The sequence below is a fragment of the Macrococcus bovicus genome (genome assembly GCF_004359575.1).
GTDB classification, from domain to species: domain Bacteria; phylum Bacillota; class Bacilli; order Staphylococcales; family Staphylococcaceae; genus Macrococcus; species Macrococcus bovicus.
Genome location: NZ_SCWF01000001.1, coordinates 44,431 through 60,509 on the forward strand (window position 1 = coordinate 44,431; position 16,079 = coordinate 60,509).

At 43.4% G+C, this 16,079-nt stretch carries 16 protein-coding genes; 9 read left to right on the top strand and 7 right to left on the bottom strand.

Annotation, left to right across the window (positions count from 1 at the left end):
• Positions 1-98 precede the first annotated feature (98 nt).
• The gene (alsT, locus tag ERX55_RS00250; RefSeq protein WP_243721432.1) at positions 99-1,541 is read left to right on the top strand and encodes a glutamine transporter AlsT; all 1,443 of its coding nucleotides are present in this window, start codon (positions 99-101) and stop codon (positions 1,539-1,541) included.
• A 30-nt stretch (positions 1,542-1,571) separates the two neighbouring features.
• Here the strand turns inward: alsT and ERX55_RS00255 are convergent, their stop codons facing one another.
• Positions 1,572-2,558, bottom strand: coding sequence for a DUF1002 domain-containing protein (locus tag ERX55_RS00255; RefSeq protein ID WP_133450583.1), 987 nt, complete (start codon positions 2,556-2,558; stop codon positions 1,572-1,574).
• Between the two features lie 112 nt (positions 2,559-2,670).
• Between ERX55_RS00255 and glcT the strand changes: the two genes are divergently transcribed.
• The 4 genes from glcT (at position 2,671) to ERX55_RS00275 (ending at position 7,997) form a co-directional block, all read left to right on the top strand.
• Positions 2,671-3,516 carry a glucose PTS transporter transcription antiterminator GlcT gene (gene glcT / locus ERX55_RS00260; RefSeq protein ID WP_133450584.1) on the top strand — a complete coding sequence of 282 codons (846 nt, stop codon included), beginning with the start codon at positions 2,671-2,673 and terminating at the stop codon, positions 3,514-3,516.
• A 105-nt stretch (positions 3,517-3,621) separates the two neighbouring features.
• Complete coding sequence (gene ptsG / locus ERX55_RS00265; protein ID WP_133450585.1) at positions 3,622-5,691, top strand: glucose-specific PTS transporter subunit IIBC; 2,070 nt, start codon at positions 3,622-3,624, stop codon at positions 5,689-5,691.
• Between the two features lie 115 nt (positions 5,692-5,806).
• On the top strand, positions 5,807-6,958 hold the full coding sequence (locus ERX55_RS00270) for an AI-2E family transporter (protein ID WP_208001487.1): 1,152 nt from the start codon (positions 5,807-5,809) through the stop codon (positions 6,956-6,958).
• Positions 6,959-7,058: 100 nt separating this feature from the next.
• Positions 7,059-7,997 carry an LCP family protein gene (locus ERX55_RS00275; RefSeq protein WP_133450587.1) on the top strand — a complete coding sequence of 313 codons (939 nt, stop codon included), beginning with the start codon at positions 7,059-7,061 and terminating at the stop codon, positions 7,995-7,997.
• Positions 7,998-8,030: 33 nt separating this feature from the next.
• Here the strand turns inward: ERX55_RS00275 and ERX55_RS00280 are convergent, their stop codons facing one another.
• Together ERX55_RS00280 and ERX55_RS00285 are read right to left on the bottom strand one after the other, a co-directional pair.
• Positions 8,031-8,216 (bottom strand): 2-hydroxymuconate tautomerase, encoded by a 186-nt coding sequence (locus ERX55_RS00280; protein WP_133450588.1) that lies wholly within the window; start codon positions 8,214-8,216, stop codon positions 8,031-8,033.
• Positions 8,217-8,218: 2 nt separating this feature from the next.
• Positions 8,219-9,232, bottom strand: a complete 1,014-nt coding sequence (locus ERX55_RS00285; RefSeq protein WP_133450589.1) for a cation diffusion facilitator family transporter — start codon at positions 9,230-9,232, stop codon at positions 8,219-8,221.
• A 96-nt stretch (positions 9,233-9,328) separates the two neighbouring features.
• Between ERX55_RS00285 and ERX55_RS00290 the strand changes: the two genes are divergently transcribed.
• Together ERX55_RS00290 and ERX55_RS00295 are read left to right on the top strand one after the other, a co-directional pair.
• Complete coding sequence (locus tag ERX55_RS00290) at positions 9,329-9,454, top strand: sporulation protein (RefSeq protein ID WP_133450590.1); 126 nt, start codon at positions 9,329-9,331, stop codon at positions 9,452-9,454.
• An 85-nt stretch (positions 9,455-9,539) separates the two neighbouring features.
• A complete protein-coding gene (locus tag ERX55_RS00295; RefSeq protein WP_133450591.1) occupies positions 9,540-10,583 on the top strand; it encodes a M42 family metallopeptidase in 1,044 nt (347 codons plus the stop codon).
• A gap of 52 nt (positions 10,584-10,635) precedes the next feature.
• Here the strand turns inward: ERX55_RS00295 and ERX55_RS00300 are convergent, their stop codons facing one another.
• Both ERX55_RS00300 and ERX55_RS00305 read right to left on the bottom strand, forming a co-directional pair.
• Positions 10,636-11,001, bottom strand: coding sequence for a hypothetical protein (locus ERX55_RS00300; protein WP_133450592.1), 366 nt, complete (start codon positions 10,999-11,001; stop codon positions 10,636-10,638).
• On the bottom strand, positions 10,998-11,663 hold the full coding sequence (locus ERX55_RS00305) for a sigma-70 RNA polymerase sigma factor region 4 domain-containing protein (RefSeq protein ID WP_133450593.1): 666 nt from the start codon (positions 11,661-11,663) through the stop codon (positions 10,998-11,000). The genes ERX55_RS00300 and ERX55_RS00305 overlap by 4 nt, the downstream gene beginning before the upstream one ends.
• Positions 11,664-11,769: 106 nt before the next feature.
• Between ERX55_RS00305 and ERX55_RS00310 the strand changes: the two genes are divergently transcribed.
• Positions 11,770-12,993 carry an aminoacyltransferase gene (locus tag ERX55_RS00310; RefSeq protein ID WP_133450594.1) on the top strand — a complete coding sequence of 408 codons (1,224 nt, stop codon included), beginning with the start codon at positions 11,770-11,772 and terminating at the stop codon, positions 12,991-12,993.
• Between the two features lie 3 nt (positions 12,994-12,996).
• Positions 12,997-14,268: an aminoacyltransferase gene (locus ERX55_RS00315; protein WP_133450595.1), complete on the top strand. Its 1,272-nt coding sequence runs from the start codon at positions 12,997-12,999 to the stop codon at positions 14,266-14,268.
• Between the two features lie 299 nt (positions 14,269-14,567).
• Here the strand turns inward: ERX55_RS00315 and ERX55_RS11365 are convergent, their stop codons facing one another.
• The gene (locus ERX55_RS11365; RefSeq protein WP_165983659.1) at positions 14,568-15,467 is read right to left on the bottom strand and encodes a hypothetical protein; all 900 of its coding nucleotides are present in this window, start codon (positions 15,465-15,467) and stop codon (positions 14,568-14,570) included.
• Positions 15,467-16,027 (bottom strand): ABC transporter permease subunit, encoded by a 561-nt coding sequence (locus tag ERX55_RS00325; protein ID WP_133450597.1) that lies wholly within the window; start codon positions 16,025-16,027, stop codon positions 15,467-15,469. Before ERX55_RS00325 ends, ERX55_RS11365 begins: the two co-directional genes overlap by 1 nt.
• Between the last annotated feature and the right edge of the window lie 52 nt (positions 16,028-16,079).

Here is a 16,079-nt window from a genome sequence, read left to right on the forward strand (position 1 = left end):
TATCTTTGAGCAATCCTTTTGTGATAATATACATGATGTACGTATATTTTTCACAGGAGGATTTTTCGTTGGATTTTAATAAAGTAAATTTTGATGCTATGATACCAGATTGGTTCAAGACCATTGTATCGACTGGTAATGATTTAATCTGGACGCAGTTCCTGATCGGACTGTTACTGCTGGCCGGACTGTTCTTCAGTTTAAGCTCACGTTTTGTCCAGCTGAGATGGCTGCGTGAGATGTTCCGTGTGATCGGGGAGAAACCTGAGACACTTGATGATGGACAGAAAGGGATTTCCTCATTCCAGGCATTTACCATCAGTGCGGCGAGTCGTGTCGGCACAGGTAATATTGCCGGGGTGGCAACAGCGATTGTGCTCGGTGGTCCCGGTGCTGTCTTCTGGATGTGGGTGATTGCGTTTTTTGGTGCAGCATCAGCATTCTTCGAGGCTACTTTGGCACAGGTCTATAAAGTACCGGATAAAGAAGGCGGCTTCCGCGGCGGCCCTGCCTATTACATGGAAAGAGGGCTCGGGCAGAAGTGGTTAGGTGTGACGTTTGCTATTCTCATCACTGTGACGTTTGCTTTTGTCTTCAACACAGTGCAGTCGAATACCATTGCTGAAAGCTTTAATGCACAGTACAAAATAGCACCTTGGATCACCGGTCTGATTCTTGCTGTTATTACAGCAATTGTTATCTTCGGCGGCGTGCGTTCTATCGCTAGGATATCCTCTGCCATTGTACCTGTCATGGCCATTTTTTATATTATACTGGTACTGTTCATTCTGCTCACGCATGCGAATATGATCATCCCGATGCTGACTTCTATCGTGAAGGGTGCATTCGGCATGGAACAGGCCTTCAGTGGGGCGCTCGGTTTCACTATCATGCAGGGAATCAAACGGGGTCTTTTCTCTAATGAAGCGGGGATGGGGTCAGCCCCTAATGCGGCCGCTACTGCTGCGGTATCACACCCGGTTAAACAAGGGCTGATCCAGTCTCTTGGCGTATTCTTTGATACGATGGTCGTATGTACAGCGACAGCGATCATGATTCTGCTCTATTCGGGACTAGAATTCGGAGAGAAAGCGCCTCAAGGTGTCGCGGTGACACAGGCCGCACTTAATAGCCATGTCGGCGCGTTCGGTGGGATGTTCCTGACAGTCGCTGTCTTCCTGTTCGCCTATTCGTCTGTTATCGGTAACTACTATTACGGGCAGTCAAACATTGAGTATTTAACGACCAATAAGACGGTGATGTTCATTTTCCGTCTGCTCGTGGTATTCATGGTATTCTTCGGTGCAGTTGTCAAGGTTGAGACAGTCTGGGCAACAGCCGATTTGTTCATGGGTCTGATGGCTATCCTGAACATAACAGCGATCATCGGGCTCGCACATGTCGTATTTGAAGTTGCGGGTGACTATGCAGAACAGCGTAAGAAAGGCCTTAATCCGGTCTTCAGAACGAAGAACGTTAAGGCTGATTTATCAGCAGTTGAGACATGGGGCGACAATCCTTACCATCATGAAGACAAATAGAAAAGACTATGCAGCTGCATAGTCTTTTTTCTATCCGAATAATGACTTGAAGAAATTGCCGATAGCGGTGAAGAAGGATTTGATTGCTTCGACGATTTTATCCCAGACGCCTTGTTCTTCTAATGAATCCTTTAAATCTTTGCCGGCTTCTTTTGCTTTTTCGGCAGCGTTCTTGAAAGTATCGGAGTTCTTGATGTCATTGACATAATCTGTTGCACTATTGATGATCTTATCGGCATTTTCACCTGTAAAGACGCCTTGCTGCTGAGCGTTATTGATGAAGTTGACGATAATATTGATCTGGTTGTCATTTAAGACGTTGTTTAATCCGTTGTTATTGATTTTTTCAGTCACGACATTTTTAATTTCAGTCACAGATAAGTTGCCGCCTTGTTTAGCGATTTCTGCTTTTGCTTCAGCAATTGCTTTATTCAGCTGCTCTTGTGAGAAGCCGTCTTTATTCTGATTTTCTTCCGTGATGCTGGTGATTGAATCGAGCTCGTCCTGTGCAGCTTTTGTCTGTGCCTGGTCAATCGGCTCACCTTGCGCTTCAAAGGCTTTATAGACGCCCGCTAATGCACTTTCACCTGTTACGTCTTCGGCAGCAGCAATCTTGACGTCAGCATCAGTGACACCGGCAGTCAAGAGCGCATTCTTATATGTGTCTTCAGTGATTTTAGTGATTTTCCCTTTGGATTGGTCAATGGTCAATGTCAGGCCCGCACCTTTGGCAAGCTTCGTGATACGGATACTTGATTTAAGCACATTATCAGAAGACTGCAGGTTTAAATATTTACCGAGGTCCGCTGCTGTGACATAAGTGATTTTATCATTGTCCTGCGTACCGAGCAGGTCGTGAGTGGTATTTCTCAGATTGTCATTGGACTGAAGGGCAGCACCGTATACAGTGACAGCTTCCTGCCAGGCTTCCTCTGTAACAGCATAGGAAGGTTTGGAGAAGGTCAGTATCATGATGAATGACAGGAAAGCAGCAAGTAATTTTATTTTCTTTTTCAAGTGGGTCATCTCCTTTTTAATTGTAGTGATATTCGCTATACTATGTATAAGCTTACGAATATTATAGCATGCGAGAATCGTTCTGCCATGAGACTTAAGTACGAGGTGACAGATGGGCAACTACATTATAGACAAGACACTTAACAACAATGTTTTAGTGGCCACATACTACGGCGATGAAGTGATTTTAATCGGTAAGGGTATCGGTTTCGGCAAAAAGGCGGGAGAAGTCATTGATACCGATCAAATCGAAAAGATATATGAACTGAAAACCTTCCAGGATAAACAGCGTTACCGGACATTGATGGATATCGGCGATGACGATGTGATGAAAGTCGTCATAGAAGTGGTCGACCAGATAAAAGATCTGATTGAAGAAGACGTCAATGATAGTCTGCTTCTTTCACTGACTGATCATATTATCTTCGCCATCAAACGTTTAGAGGACCAGATTTTTATTTCCAATCCATTCATCAATGAGACAGAAGCCCTTTATCCAAGAGAGTATAATGCCGCTTATAATGCCGTCAATATGCTGAATGAACGACTGAAAGTAAAGCTGCCGGAATCGGAGGTCGGCTTTATTGCGCTACATATCCATTCCTCAATCAGCCGTCAGAGTATCCGGGATATGAACCTGATGGCTGAGGTCATTACGCGGTCAGTCAGGATTATTGAGCATGATCTGAAGATTCAGGTGGATAAGAATTCGATCATCTATTCACGCTTTGTGAGACATATCAGCTTTGCAGTGCAACGCGTTATCGCCAATGATTCTGCGCCTGAACAAAGAAATCTCGAAAACCTATTGAAAATTCAGTATCCTGTCTGCTATAATGTGGCTATTAAGATAGTCAAAATGATGCAGACATTGCTGAATAAACCGGTCTATGAATCTGAGCTGGTTTATCTGACAATGCATATACAGCAGTTCAATACTGAAGCTACAGACGTGTAACTGGTTATGCAGGCATGAGTCTAAGGCTGGTACATAGGGACCAGTCTAGACTCATGCCTTTTTGCGTCATTGAAAATGTCTTAACAATAAAAGGAGGGTATTTCTATGTTTAAAATGTTGTTCGGTCAGCTGCAGCGAATCGGTAAAGCGCTCATGCTGCCAGTAGCGATCCTGCCGGCTGCAGGTATCTTACTGGCCTTTGGTAATGCGATGCACAATGACCAGCTCCTGCAGTTTGCACCTTGGCTGAAAGCTGATTTCTTCGTCATGCTATCAGGTATTATGGAATCTGCCGGTCAGGTTATCTTTGACAATCTGCCTTTATTATTTGCGATTGGTACGGCGCTTGGTTTAGCAGGTGGGGACGGCGTAGCTGCGCTGGCTGCACTTGTCGGCTTCTTAATTATGAATGCGACAATGGGTAAATATCTTGGCATTACAATTGATGATATCTATTCATATGCGGACGGGGCTAAAACACTGGGTCAATCAGCAAAAGATCCGGCCTATGCATTAGTGCTCGGTATTCCGACACTGCAGACGGGTGTATTCGGCGGTATCATCATGGGTGCCATTGCTGCATGGTGTTACAATAAGTTCTATAATATTCAGATGCCAGCATTCCTCGGTTTCTTCGCAGGAAAACGTTTTGTACCTATCATCACGTCTGTTATGGCAATTCTGACAGGTATCGTCCTTGCGTTAGTATGGCCATTCATTCAGCACGGTCTGAATGGTTTATCTCAGTTCCTACTCGATAAGAACTTAGTATTAACGACATTTATTTTCGGTATCATTGAACGTGCATTAATTCCGTTCGGTCTGCACCACATTTTCTATGCACCATTCTGGTTCGAGTTTGGTAGTTATACAGATGCAGCCGGTAACCTGGTTCGTGGGGACCAGAAAATCTGGATGGCACAGATGAAAGACGGCGTTCCGTTTACAGCAGGTATGTTCACAACAGGTAAATATCCATTTATGATGTTCGGTCTGCCTGCAGCCGCATTTGCTATCTACCGCCAGGCACGTCCTGAACGTAAAAAAGTAGTAGGGGGCTTGATGCTTTCTGCTGCGTTGACGTCATTCCTGACGGGTATTACAGAACCACTTGAATTCTCATTCTTATTCGTTGCACCGATTCTCTATGTGATCCACGTATTATTAGCGGGTACATCATTCCTGGTCATGCATTTACTGCATGTTAAAATTGGTATGACGTTCTCCGGCGGTTTCATCGATTATACATTATTCGGTTTACTGAACTGGGATCGTACGAATGCACTGATGGTCATTCCGGTAGGTCTTGTCTATGCAGTGATCTACTACTTCCTGTTTACGTTTGCGATTAAAAAGTTCAACTTAAAAACGCCAGGTCGTGAAGTAGAGGAAACTACTGCTAAAGTTTCAACAGCAAGTGAATTACCATTCAACGTTTTAGATGCGATGGGTGGCAAAGACAATATTAAGCACCTGGATGCTTGTATCACACGTTTACGTGTAGAAGTTAAAGATAAATCTAAAGTTGATACGAATGAATTGAAAGCTTTAGGCGCAGCGGGTGTGCTTGAAGTAGGTAATAACATGCAGGCGATATTCGGGCCTAAATCAGACCAGATCAAGCATGATATGGCTCGTATCATGTCAGGCGAGATTACGCGACCTGAACAGACTGCAACAGCAGATGCACCTGATGAGGTTGTAATTGAGACATCAGGAAATAAAGATCTGACAGAAGTGTTTGCACCGATTTCAGGTGAAGTGGTAGATATTACTAAAGTGCCTGATGAAGTATTTGCCGGTAAAATGATGGGTGAGGGGGTCGCAGTTATCCCTGCAGAAGGCGTTGTTTACGCTCCATTCGATGGCACGGTGAAAATGGACTTCCCGACTAAACATGCTCTCGGTCTTGAATCTGAAGCTGGCACTGAGATGCTGATTCACTTTGGACTTGAAACAGTCGGTCTGAAAGGTGAAGGATTTGAAGTGCTGGTTAAACCAGGTGATACGATTGTAATTGGACAGCCGTTACTGAAAGCTGACCTTAACTTTATCAGAGAACATGCTAAAAGCGATATCACGCCGCTTGTCTTCACAAATCTCGGCAATAAGCAAATGATAGATGTTCACTACGGTCGCATTAATCATGGCGACAAATTAATGGAAATCAAGTAAAATGAAGGCTCTGGGAAACCAGGGCCTTCAATTTATCGTTTTTAATAATATAACTTTATTATGTCAACTTATAAAGTTATATTATCAATTAATTTCATTAAGGAGAGTGTTGCAAATGTTCAAAAATAATCGGTTTATTTCCTTCTTAGGTGGGTCAACTCTTATTTATACGCTGATTATGGCTATTTTGATTGGTATTCTGATCTTTATTACCCGGCAGGTGTCCTTTGTTTTTACGCCTGTTATTACCATTATTAAAACTATTATCGGTCCGATTATTGTCGCTTTTATCTTTTTCTATCTGCTCAATCCGGTTGTCAATTTTCTGGAGCGCTACCGTATCAAAAGGTTGTGGGGCATTATCCTGCTTATACTGATTATTCTCGGTGTACTTGTAGGTATCGTTACTTTGCTTGTGCCTTTAATCCAGGAGCAGTTTGTTCTGTTTATTAATCATTTTCCAGCCTATGTCGACCATCTAGGGGATGTTTTTAATAAATTGACTAAGAACTCGTTTATCGAGCCTTATATGGCTGATATGCAGCACTGGCTCAATCAGCAGCTTGTTTCGCTGCAGGACAAAGCGAATGTCTATATGGATAAGCTGCCCTCTAAGGTCCGTTCTATTATCGATGCTTTGATGAGTGTCATCATCGTGATAGGGACTTTCCCATTTGTTCTTTTCTTCTTGTTGAAGGATGGCGATAAGTTCCTGAATTATGTGCTGAGGCTGACGCCTCCCAAATACCGACAGGATGTCCATGATATCCTGCTTAAAATGGATCTACAGGTGGGGTCCTATATCCAGGGACAGCTCATTGTATCATTATGTATCGGTGTACTGCTTTATATCGGCTACAATATTATCGGTCTGGAATATGCGCTGGTGCTCGCTTCTATAGCCGCTGTCACAAGTGTCGTGCCGTATCTAGGTCCGACCATTGCCATCAGTCCCGCTATTGTCATCGCACTGGTTGACTCACCATTCACCTTATTAAAGCTCGTTATCGTCTGGGTCGCTGTGCAGTTCCTGGAGGGCCATTTTATCTCTCCTAATATTATGGGCAAGACGATGCAGATTCATCCGCTGACCATTATCTTTGTCCTGCTCTGTGCAGGTAATCTAGCAGGTGTACTAGGCGTGATCTTAGCGATTCCGACCTATGCCATTATCCGTGTGCTGGTCTCTCATCTGTTTGAGAAGTTTAAGAAACGTTATAACCGTTATTTCTCTGAGGACTCTGGGCCATATGAAACCCATCCATAAAGTTATCAGGCTTGAGATGTATCTTTTCTAAAATCCCTTGCTTTTTAGATGTTTATTGGATAAGTTAGTTATAGTTTCGGAAGATTGGAAGAGGGATGACATGAGTACCAAAAATGTTTACAGACGCAAGAAAAAAACCAGACTGCGCAAACTGCCGTTTATTATCCTGGCTCTTATAGCGCTACTTGTATTACTCGGTTTCTGGGTGAAATCAAGCTATAATAATGGCATACAGTTTGCGAGAGATCACGGCAAACAGGAGAAAAAGTATGAGTTTAATGGACCTATTAATAAGGATGCCAAAGTCAACATTCTAATCTTAGGTCAGGACCGGGTCGTTGATGGTTCTGCACGTACGGACTCCATTATGGTGGCGCAATATGATTATTTAAGCAAAAAAATGAAACTGATGTCTGTGATGCGTGATATCTATGCAGAGATTCCAGGCTATCAGAACTATAAAATCAATACAGCATATACGCTCGGCGGACCTGAACTGCTGCGCCAGACGTTGAAGAAGAACCTGGATATTGATCTTGAATATTATGCGATCATTGACTTCAAAGGCTTTGAACAGATGGTGGATGAGTTGTCTCCTCAAGGCATTCCAATCAATGTCGAAAAAGATATGTCTGAAAAAATCGGCGTTTCCCTGAAAAAAGGGCAGCATAATCTGAATGGTAAAGAGCTTCTGGGTTATGCGCGTTTCAGAAATGATGAAGAATCTGACTTCGGGCGTGTCAGAAGACAGCAGCAGGTCATTAAGGCACTCGAAAATGAGTTTGTCTCTCTGTCAACGTTACCTAAAGTGCCTAAGCTTGCCGGGATTGCCAGAGGATATGTCGACACCAATATGACAAACAGTGATATCTTCAAGACAGGCGCCTCTTTCGCGATCAGAGGGAATAAGGATATTCAGACGCTTGTCATTCCTGTCAAAGGAACGTTTAATTTCAAGGACGTCTACGGAGTAGGGAATGTGCTGGATATCGATAAAGAAGCGAACAAACAGGCAATCAAGAAATTTTTAGCAGAATAAAATAGACGTACTCTTCGCGAGTACGTCTATTTTTTATTCTTCTGATTTAAGTTTGCCGTTAACAGCGTAGCGCTCTTTCTTCAATTCTTCTACGAATACATGGATGTTCTCTTTAGGCGCCTGAGTTGTTCTGCTGACCACTTCAGTGACCTCAGCAACCATCGCTTTGAGCTGTTCTTCCGTGCGGCCTTCAATCAATTCAATGGTGACAAATGGCATTATTATTTATCCTCCTTGGTATACATTCTATATGTTGATGAACCATGACCATCTTTCCAGTCATGTACATTATCCGCTTCCATAAACTCTAAGTTAACATCGACCACATGGGGCTGCTCCAGAAGACGCTGGGCAATCTGTTTCTTGATTTCAGACAGTTGTCTTAAATTCATATCCACACGCGGCGTTTCGAGCAATGCTTCCAGGTGAAGGTCTTCTCCTTCTTTCAGCACTGTCAGACGTTTAATATCCGTGATATGCTCGTTTTCGAGAATGATACGAGAAGCTTGGACTTCCATCTCCTGATCAGAGACACCAATAGCGCCTGCTGCATTCTCAAGGAAGACACGTGCTACGACGAAGAACATCATCAGACCGATGATAACGGACACTATACCTTCAATCTGTCCGAAGCCAGTGAGACGCGCAATGATGATGGCGATCAAAGCCAAGGCACCGCCTAAAGTGGCCACTGTATCTTCCATGAATACCAGTTTAGTAGCCGGTTTAGCTTTGTTCAGATTCAGGTAGCTGGTTGTATAAGGATGAAGACCTGTTGTAGGTAAGTGGGCTTCCTCCAGTACTTCTTTACCGGCTTTTCCTAGAACAGAACCTTCAAGCACAATACCGATCAACAGGACGCCTGCATTGATCAGAAAATGATTAAAGGGCTGCGCTTCATGGGAAGGGTGCTGGATATGATGAATCCCTTCAAGAACCGTTTCATAAGCAAGAATGGCTACAATGATAACCGCGAATAAACAAACAATATTAACAAGACGGCCGTATCCGAAAGGAAACTTCTCATTGGGGTCTTTTTTAGATACCGCAGAGCCGACCCAGACGAACAGCTGATTGGCTGCATCACCCAGAGAATGCATCATCTCAGCGAACATCGCTACGTTTCCTGTAATCAGGTAGGCACCGAATTTAAGTGCACCGAGAACAAAGTTAACAATGGCAGCCATCAAGGAAGATTTGCTTCCTTTTTTGAGTAATTTAAACAAACCTGTCATATTATAAACTCCTTTTTTTAATATGTTTGTTCTCTTCCCTATTATATGCGATGATAGTCCTAAATCAAAAGACAAAATTATTCTTAGGAGGGCCAGATGTTTAGAAATTTATTATCTTCTATCGGATTTGAGGATCTCACTGTTGATACCCGTATCAATCAAGCACATTATCAGCCAGGTGACACGATTGAAGGGATAGAAGACGAGATCTTTTTCAGTTAGCGAGACCCTATGCCCTCATATTGTCAAAATTTCGGATATCGTATAAGATTGAATAGATGTAATATTCAAGAAAGAAGGGGACAGAATGACTTATCCAGATGTAAAAGCAACCATCAAGCAGGTCGAGACACTAGTGAATATTCCAGGTCCGTCCGGCTATGCCTACGCTGCCATCCAGTACTGCCAGGACTACCTGCAGGCACATGGTATTGACAGCACTCTTACCAATAAAGGGGGACTCAGTGTCACAGTAAAGGGGGCTGATGATACTCGTCACCGCTTCATCACAGCGCACGTCGATACGCTCGGCGCTATGGTCAAGGATATTCTGCCAAGCGGACGACTGAAGATGACGAAGATAGGGGGTTTCAGCTGGCATGCGACAGAAGGGGAATACTGTCAGATTCATAGTGCCGGTAAAGTCTTTACAGGTACTATCTGCCTTCATGAAACCAGTGTCCATGTCTATCGCGGCAATGACGACATCAAACGCGATGACGATCATATGGAGGTCCGTATCGATGAAATCACGGCATCTGCAGAAGAAACATATGCCCTCGGAATCAACGTCGGCGATTTCATCTGCTTTGAACCCCGCTTCCAGTATACAGAGAGCGGCTTCGTGAAATCACGTCACCTTGATGATAAAGTCAGTGCCGCGATTATGCTGGAGTTACTTGTACATCTGAAGGACAATGAGATTCAGTTGCCGCATACCACCCATTTCTTCTTCTCCAACAATGAAGAGATCGGTTACGGTGGTAACTCCAATATCCCGTCAGAAGTCGTAGAATATCTTGCGGTAGATATGGGGGCACTGGGTGACGGTCAGCTGTCAGATGAATATACGGTCTCTATCTGTGCAAAAGACAGCTCAGGTCCGTATCATTATCATCTCCGCCAGCATCTCGTTGAACTGTGCCGAGAAAATGGTATAGACTATAAGATTGATATCTATCCTTACTACGGATCTGATGCCAGTGCGGCCATCTCTGCAGGTCATGATATCAAACATGCGCTGTTCGGTGCCGGCATTGAGTCTTCCCATGCGATGGAACGTACACATGAGCGCTCCATACAGGCGACTGAATCACTTCTTCTCGCCTATGTTCAGAGTCCACTGGTATAAACAGTTCTAATACAGGATAAGTCCCGCAACTCATTCAGCGGGACTTTCTGTTTTATCTGAAGTCAATTGAAGCGAGCAGGCCGATCAAGATGCCGACTGTCATTGAAAGCATGGTACCAAGCAGGATATACTCCGACTGTTTATCAATCTTATCAGGCTGATGATCAACCGGGTCCTGCTTCACATCATTGAATCTTAAGATAGATTTACTTGCGATGACAAGCCCGATTGCGGTATATTCCTTTAGTACGATAAAGATAATAATCAGAAACCTTTCCAGGTAGCCGATGACAAGCCCGACATTATCGGTCTGCGGGAGTTTAGTTGAACTCATGGACGCCAGAAATGACCGGATGAAAGGGCCGCTGAAGATATAAAGTACGATACACAGGAAATAGAGGGTCAGATTCATCATCATCGGTAGAGGTCCTTCAGTGTCTGTCTGATATCGGCTCTCATCGCTTCATTGATACCTGAGCTGTAATGAATCAGTTCCTGCTCGATTAAGTCAAGCTGCTTACTGCGTGCTTTTTTGAGATGGGTGGAGACTGTAGAGAAGCTCTTATCCATCTCCAGTGCTAGTTCCCGCTGTACAGGTATCGAGAGGCTCATCAGCAGTATTTCCCGCTGGATATCTGTATGCTGGCGCAGGATATCTGTCATATAGTAGAAGAGCACATGATTGATCATCGATGCATTCTCTGCCGAGAGACTGAGGTCAACCTGGTCATTCGTCTTGATGCTTTCCAGCGCCTGACGTGCTTCCTTGATGATAGGGGCATTCCAGTGCTCAAAATCGGCTTCCGGCAGTTCACTTTCACCAATCGACAGCCCGAATTTAAGGGTCTGACTTTTTAAAGGCCATGATAATTTGATATAATAAGCTAGCATCAGCATATCACCCGGTGAATCGCAGACAAAGAACAGTTCGTCTCCCATTCTGAAATTGACGTAGCGTCTATTCAGCGGCTGTGTCCAGCTGTTGATTGCGCTCTCCAGCTGGCGGAGTTTCTGGCTGATTTCACCTGTATTCCCATGGGCTGTACTTCCTGATACGTCCATAATGAATAACCCGATCATTTTATCCCTCCGTTCGCTTATATAAACGAATTTTCAATAATTCTTTTATATAAGCGAATTATAGCATAAAATAATCACTAATCTACTGAACAAGAAGGAGTTAACTATGAAGTTTATTACACTGACAAAAGAACAATTCGGCACATTCTGTGATCAGACAGGCAGTCATTTCACACAGATGACAGTCAACTATGACGTCAAACAGGCAGAAGGTGCTGAAGTCCACCTGGTAGGGGTAGAGGAGAACGGAAACGTGATTGCAGCCTGTCTTCTGACGGCCATTCCCGTCATGAAAGTCTTTAAATATTTCTACACGAACCGTGGACCAGTGATGGACTATAACAACAAAGAACTGCTGCACTTCTTCTTTACAGAATTAAAGAAATATTTAAGACAGCATAAAGCGCTCTATGTACGTGTTGATCCGTATGTTGCTTATCAGAAGCGGGATCACGACGGTAACGTGCTGGAAAAATATCCGACCGCTTCAGTCATTGAAGAGATGGCAGCACTCGGTTATGTCCATCAGGGCTATACAACGGGTATGAAGACCAACTTCCAGATACGCTGGCACTCAGTTCTGGACCTTGAAGGCAAGGATGCCAAGTCCGTCTTGAAAGATATGGACAGCCTGCGTAAACGGAATATCAAGAAAGTCATCAAAAATGGTATCAAAGTCCGCTATCTGACTGAGGATGAGATGCCTATCTTCAGACAGTTCATGGCAGATACAAGCTCCAAGAAAGAGTTCCAGGACCGTGATGACAACTTCTATAAGCTGCGTCTGCGTCATTTCGGTGACAGAGCGCTCATGCCACTTGCCTATATAGACTTTACAGAATATATCCCTCAGCTAGAAGAGGAGAAGCAAGGTGTAAAACGGAGCCTGCAGACGGAGAACACCCAGAAGAACGACAAGAAAAAAGCAGATCTCGAGAAACAGCTGGCAGCGATTGAAGACCGTCTGACAGAAGCGAAAGAACTGCAGGCTGAACACGGAGATGAACTGCCTGTAGCAGCCGCGTTCTACCTGATCAATCCATATGAAGTCGTATACCTGGCAGGCGGGACAGCGAATGAGTTCAGACACTTCGCAGGTTCCTACGCTATACAGTGGAAGATGATCAACTACGCGCTTGATCATGGCATCAACCGCTATAACTTCTACGGCATCAGCGGTGACTTCAGTGAAGAGGCAGAAGATGCGGGGGTCATCAAGTTCAAGAAAGGTTTCAATGCAGACGTCATGGAATATATCGGTGACTTTGTGCTGCCGATCAATAAGCCGGTCTATCAGGCTTATCAGGCGATGAAGAAGATCAGGGGGTAAGTGATGGAGTTCACAGAACTGACTACAAAAGAATTCAAGACATTTATGGCTGAGACACCCTATATGAGCCACTATTTCCAGATGGCTGAAAATATCGCGAACAGGGAAGAAGAGAAGAGTCCGGTTGTCCTCCTCGGCGTCAAAGAGAACGGCAGAGTGATGGCGGCCAGTCTGTTCTCTAAAATACCGACATTCGGCAGCTATATGTATTATTCAAACCGCGGACCTGTACTCGATACATCAAATACAGAGCTGATTCGTTTTTACTTCCAGTCGCTGGATACATATCTGAAACAGCATCAGTGTCTGTACGTCAAGCTCGATCCGTACTGGCTATATCGCACCTATGACAAAGACGTCAATCCGAAGACAGCGGGCAACGATGAGCTGATCAAACTTCTTGAGTCATTAGGTTATACGCATGGCGGCTTCACCAGAGGATACAGTCACACACAAGTGCGCTGGATGAGTGTACTGTACCTGGAAGGGGAAACACCGGCATCCATCATGAAGCAGTTTGACAGCCAGCGTAAGCGCAATGTCAAGAAGGCACAGAAATACGGTGTCAAAATCCGTCTGCTGGAAGAAAATGAGATTGATATCTTCCTGGATCTGTACAGAGAAACCGAGGAACGGACAGGCTTTATCGCCCGTGATGATGACTACTTCAAGCGATTCAAGAAACACTACGGCTCAAAGGCCATCATGCCGCTTGCATATATCGACTTAGATGAACATATAGCGGATTTAAACGCAGAACAGCTGGAACTGGAGACCAAACATGACCAGCTGCTGCTGGCAGACAACAAATCAGACAAGCAGCTGAAGAAACTGGCTGATTTAGATGACCAGCTGAAGAAACTGCAGCAGAACTTACTGGATATGAATGAACTGAAGAAAACAGATGGCCAGATCCTGAATCTGGCAGCAGGCATGTTCTTTGAGAATAATTATGAAATCAATTATTTCTCAGGAGGATCCAGCCATAAATACAGTCAGTTCATGGGCCCATATGCCATGCACTGGTATATGATCAATTATTGTTTTGAGCACCAGTTCAGCCGTTACAATTTCTACGGTGTATCCGGTGATTTCACGGAATCCGGCGAAGATTACGGTGTCTATCGATTTAAACGCGGCTTCAATGCACAGATTGAGGAACTTGTCGGAGATTTCAATAAGACAATCAACAAACCTAAAGCCATGTTACATCAGACAGTGATGAAAGCTGGCGGCGGCGCACGACGTATCAAGAATATCATTAAAAAGAACTGATAAAAACCGTCATGATGATCATGACGGTTTTAGTGTATATAAGTGACAACAAGACCCCTCTATTTTTTTCGATATTCTAGTTTACATAATATATATTATAGGAAGTTATGTGTGGAGAGAAATCGTTCAACTCATAAGCCCCTATCTGCCAAACTAAACTATTTCTCTTAGCTGATAATAAAAAGATTCTAATATATTGTTCCTCGTCTAAATACTCGTATTTATTTAACATTGAAATCTGTTTCCTCGTATATTAGATTTCCTCTCCAATTTTGCTGCATATTTGTAGAGACAGGCATCTATTTCTGTATTTTCTTCCGTTTTTCTAGTTCTCTGACCATCATCTGCATAAGCAGCATCATATAGATAATAGCCATTAAAGGCGCATAGAACGTCCACCATGCGATTGTTAAGTCATTAAAATGATAGCCCATCAGACTGCTGAGCTCCGGGAATACGGGCTTCTCAATAATCTCACAGGCAGATCCATAACATACATCTGTCCCACCGAAGAAAATCTTGAAGAATGCGAGATGTGAGATGATGATTAATGTCTGGAACAATAGACGGAGAAATATAATAAAATACTGGGTCGTCATATTCGGCCATACATGCTTGAAGTAGATATGTGTTTTACTAGGGCTGAAGGTATAGGCACTCACAATAAACTCTTTCCCGAGGATTATTTCAGTGGATTCCTTAATCAGAACCACCGTTGTCGGGATCATCAGTAAAATAAGGATCATGATATTGAAAAGTATTCTACAGTCAGCCGAGTTTTCAAATCCATTGAGTGGTTCATAGAGAACTGGCCGTAAAAAAATATAGGCTAATATCGACTGAGGAATATAGAAGAAGGGATTAGTTACTGCTTGCAGGAAAGTACCGCTTCTCTTACTGAAAGCTAGATATGTACCTATTATGATCGCTAGAGTCAGTGAGACGAGCGCAATAATGATCAATATTAAAAGTGTAAGCCTGTAACCCGATAACACCTCATAAGCCATATGATTTGAACTTGAATCCACACCGAATACAGCATGCCGACTCGGAGGAAATGGCGAACTTGATATAATACTCCCCCTACTATCATATAAGAAATCCGTTCGTTTCACTTTGCCGTTGAAAATATCAAAATATATGATACCTACAATAGCTGGTAAGATGAGCAGAGTCAGATAAATATAGATCTTTTTCATCATACCATTCCCCTGCCGGTTACTTGATGTACAGCAAATTGACTCAACCTGAATAACAGCGCTATTGGAATATAAAGCAGTAAAAAGGTGATAAAAAGTACAACCGGTGAATTGTATTCAAATATAAAGACGGATACCCCCATTATATTCATCACTCTTTCCAGGAACAGCAGACTGGACAAGGTAATCCAGACAATCTGTTTCATATTAATCAGGTAGCGGATCATGAGATTGCGCAAGATATGACAGGAAAATACTTCAAATTCATTCAAACCCTTTGATCTGGCTAACTCTACATAAGCACTTACTCTCTCCTCATCTAACAGCTTTTTCAGCAAGGTGATGCTGTTGACTAACGGAATAATCAATAATACCAATACCGGGAAAATAAAGGCCTTCGAACTCTGACTGGAAGCAACAGCGAATAGCAGTGTACCCGTCTGCTGATAAATAACTATCACAGCCGTGATAGAAATCGGTACATAAAAGACATCAGGTATAATACTGAGCATATGGTTCATGACAACGATTATTTTCTCGAAGTGCTGATATTTATACATCAAAGAGACTAAGAAAAGCGAAAGAATAAAGGAAATGATAATAGCAGAAAAC

Coding starts and splice junctions, on each gene's coding strand:
- alsT (WP_243721432.1), top strand. CDS start 99: ATGATACCAGATTGGTTCAAGACCATTGTATCGACTGGTAATGATTTA.
- glcT (WP_133450584.1), top strand. CDS start 2,671: ATGGGCAACTACATTATAGACAAGACACTTAACAACAATGTTTTAGTG.
- ptsG (WP_133450585.1), top strand. CDS start 3,622: ATGTTTAAAATGTTGTTCGGTCAGCTGCAGCGAATCGGTAAAGCGCTC.
- ERX55_RS00270 (WP_208001487.1), top strand. CDS start 5,807: ATGTTCAAAAATAATCGGTTTATTTCCTTCTTAGGTGGGTCAACTCTT.
- ERX55_RS00275 (WP_133450587.1), top strand. CDS start 7,059: ATGAGTACCAAAAATGTTTACAGACGCAAGAAAAAAACCAGACTGCGC.
- ERX55_RS00280 (WP_133450588.1), bottom strand. CDS start 8,216: ATGCCATTTGTCACCATTGAATTGATTGAAGGCCGCACGGAAGAACAG.
- ERX55_RS00285 (WP_133450589.1), bottom strand. CDS start 9,232: ATGACAGGTTTGTTTAAATTACTCAAAAAAGGAAGCAAATCTTCCTTG.
- ERX55_RS00290 (WP_133450590.1), top strand. CDS start 9,329: ATGTTTAGAAATTTATTATCTTCTATCGGATTTGAGGATCTCACTGTT.
- ERX55_RS00295 (WP_133450591.1), top strand. CDS start 9,540: ATGACTTATCCAGATGTAAAAGCAACCATCAAGCAGGTCGAGACACTA.
- ERX55_RS00300 (WP_133450592.1), bottom strand. CDS start 11,001: ATGATGATGAATCTGACCCTCTATTTCCTGTGTATCGTACTTTATATC.
- ERX55_RS00305 (WP_133450593.1), bottom strand. CDS start 11,663: ATGATCGGGTTATTCATTATGGACGTATCAGGAAGTACAGCCCATGGG.
- ERX55_RS00310 (WP_133450594.1), top strand. CDS start 11,770: ATGAAGTTTATTACACTGACAAAAGAACAATTCGGCACATTCTGTGAT.
- ERX55_RS00315 (WP_133450595.1), top strand. CDS start 12,997: ATGGAGTTCACAGAACTGACTACAAAAGAATTCAAGACATTTATGGCT.
- ERX55_RS11365 (WP_165983659.1), bottom strand. CDS start 15,467: ATGAAAAAGATCTATATTTATCTGACTCTGCTCATCTTACCAGCTATT.
- ERX55_RS00325 (WP_133450597.1), bottom strand. CDS start 16,027: ATGTATAAATATCAGCACTTCGAGAAAATAATCGTTGTCATGAACCAT.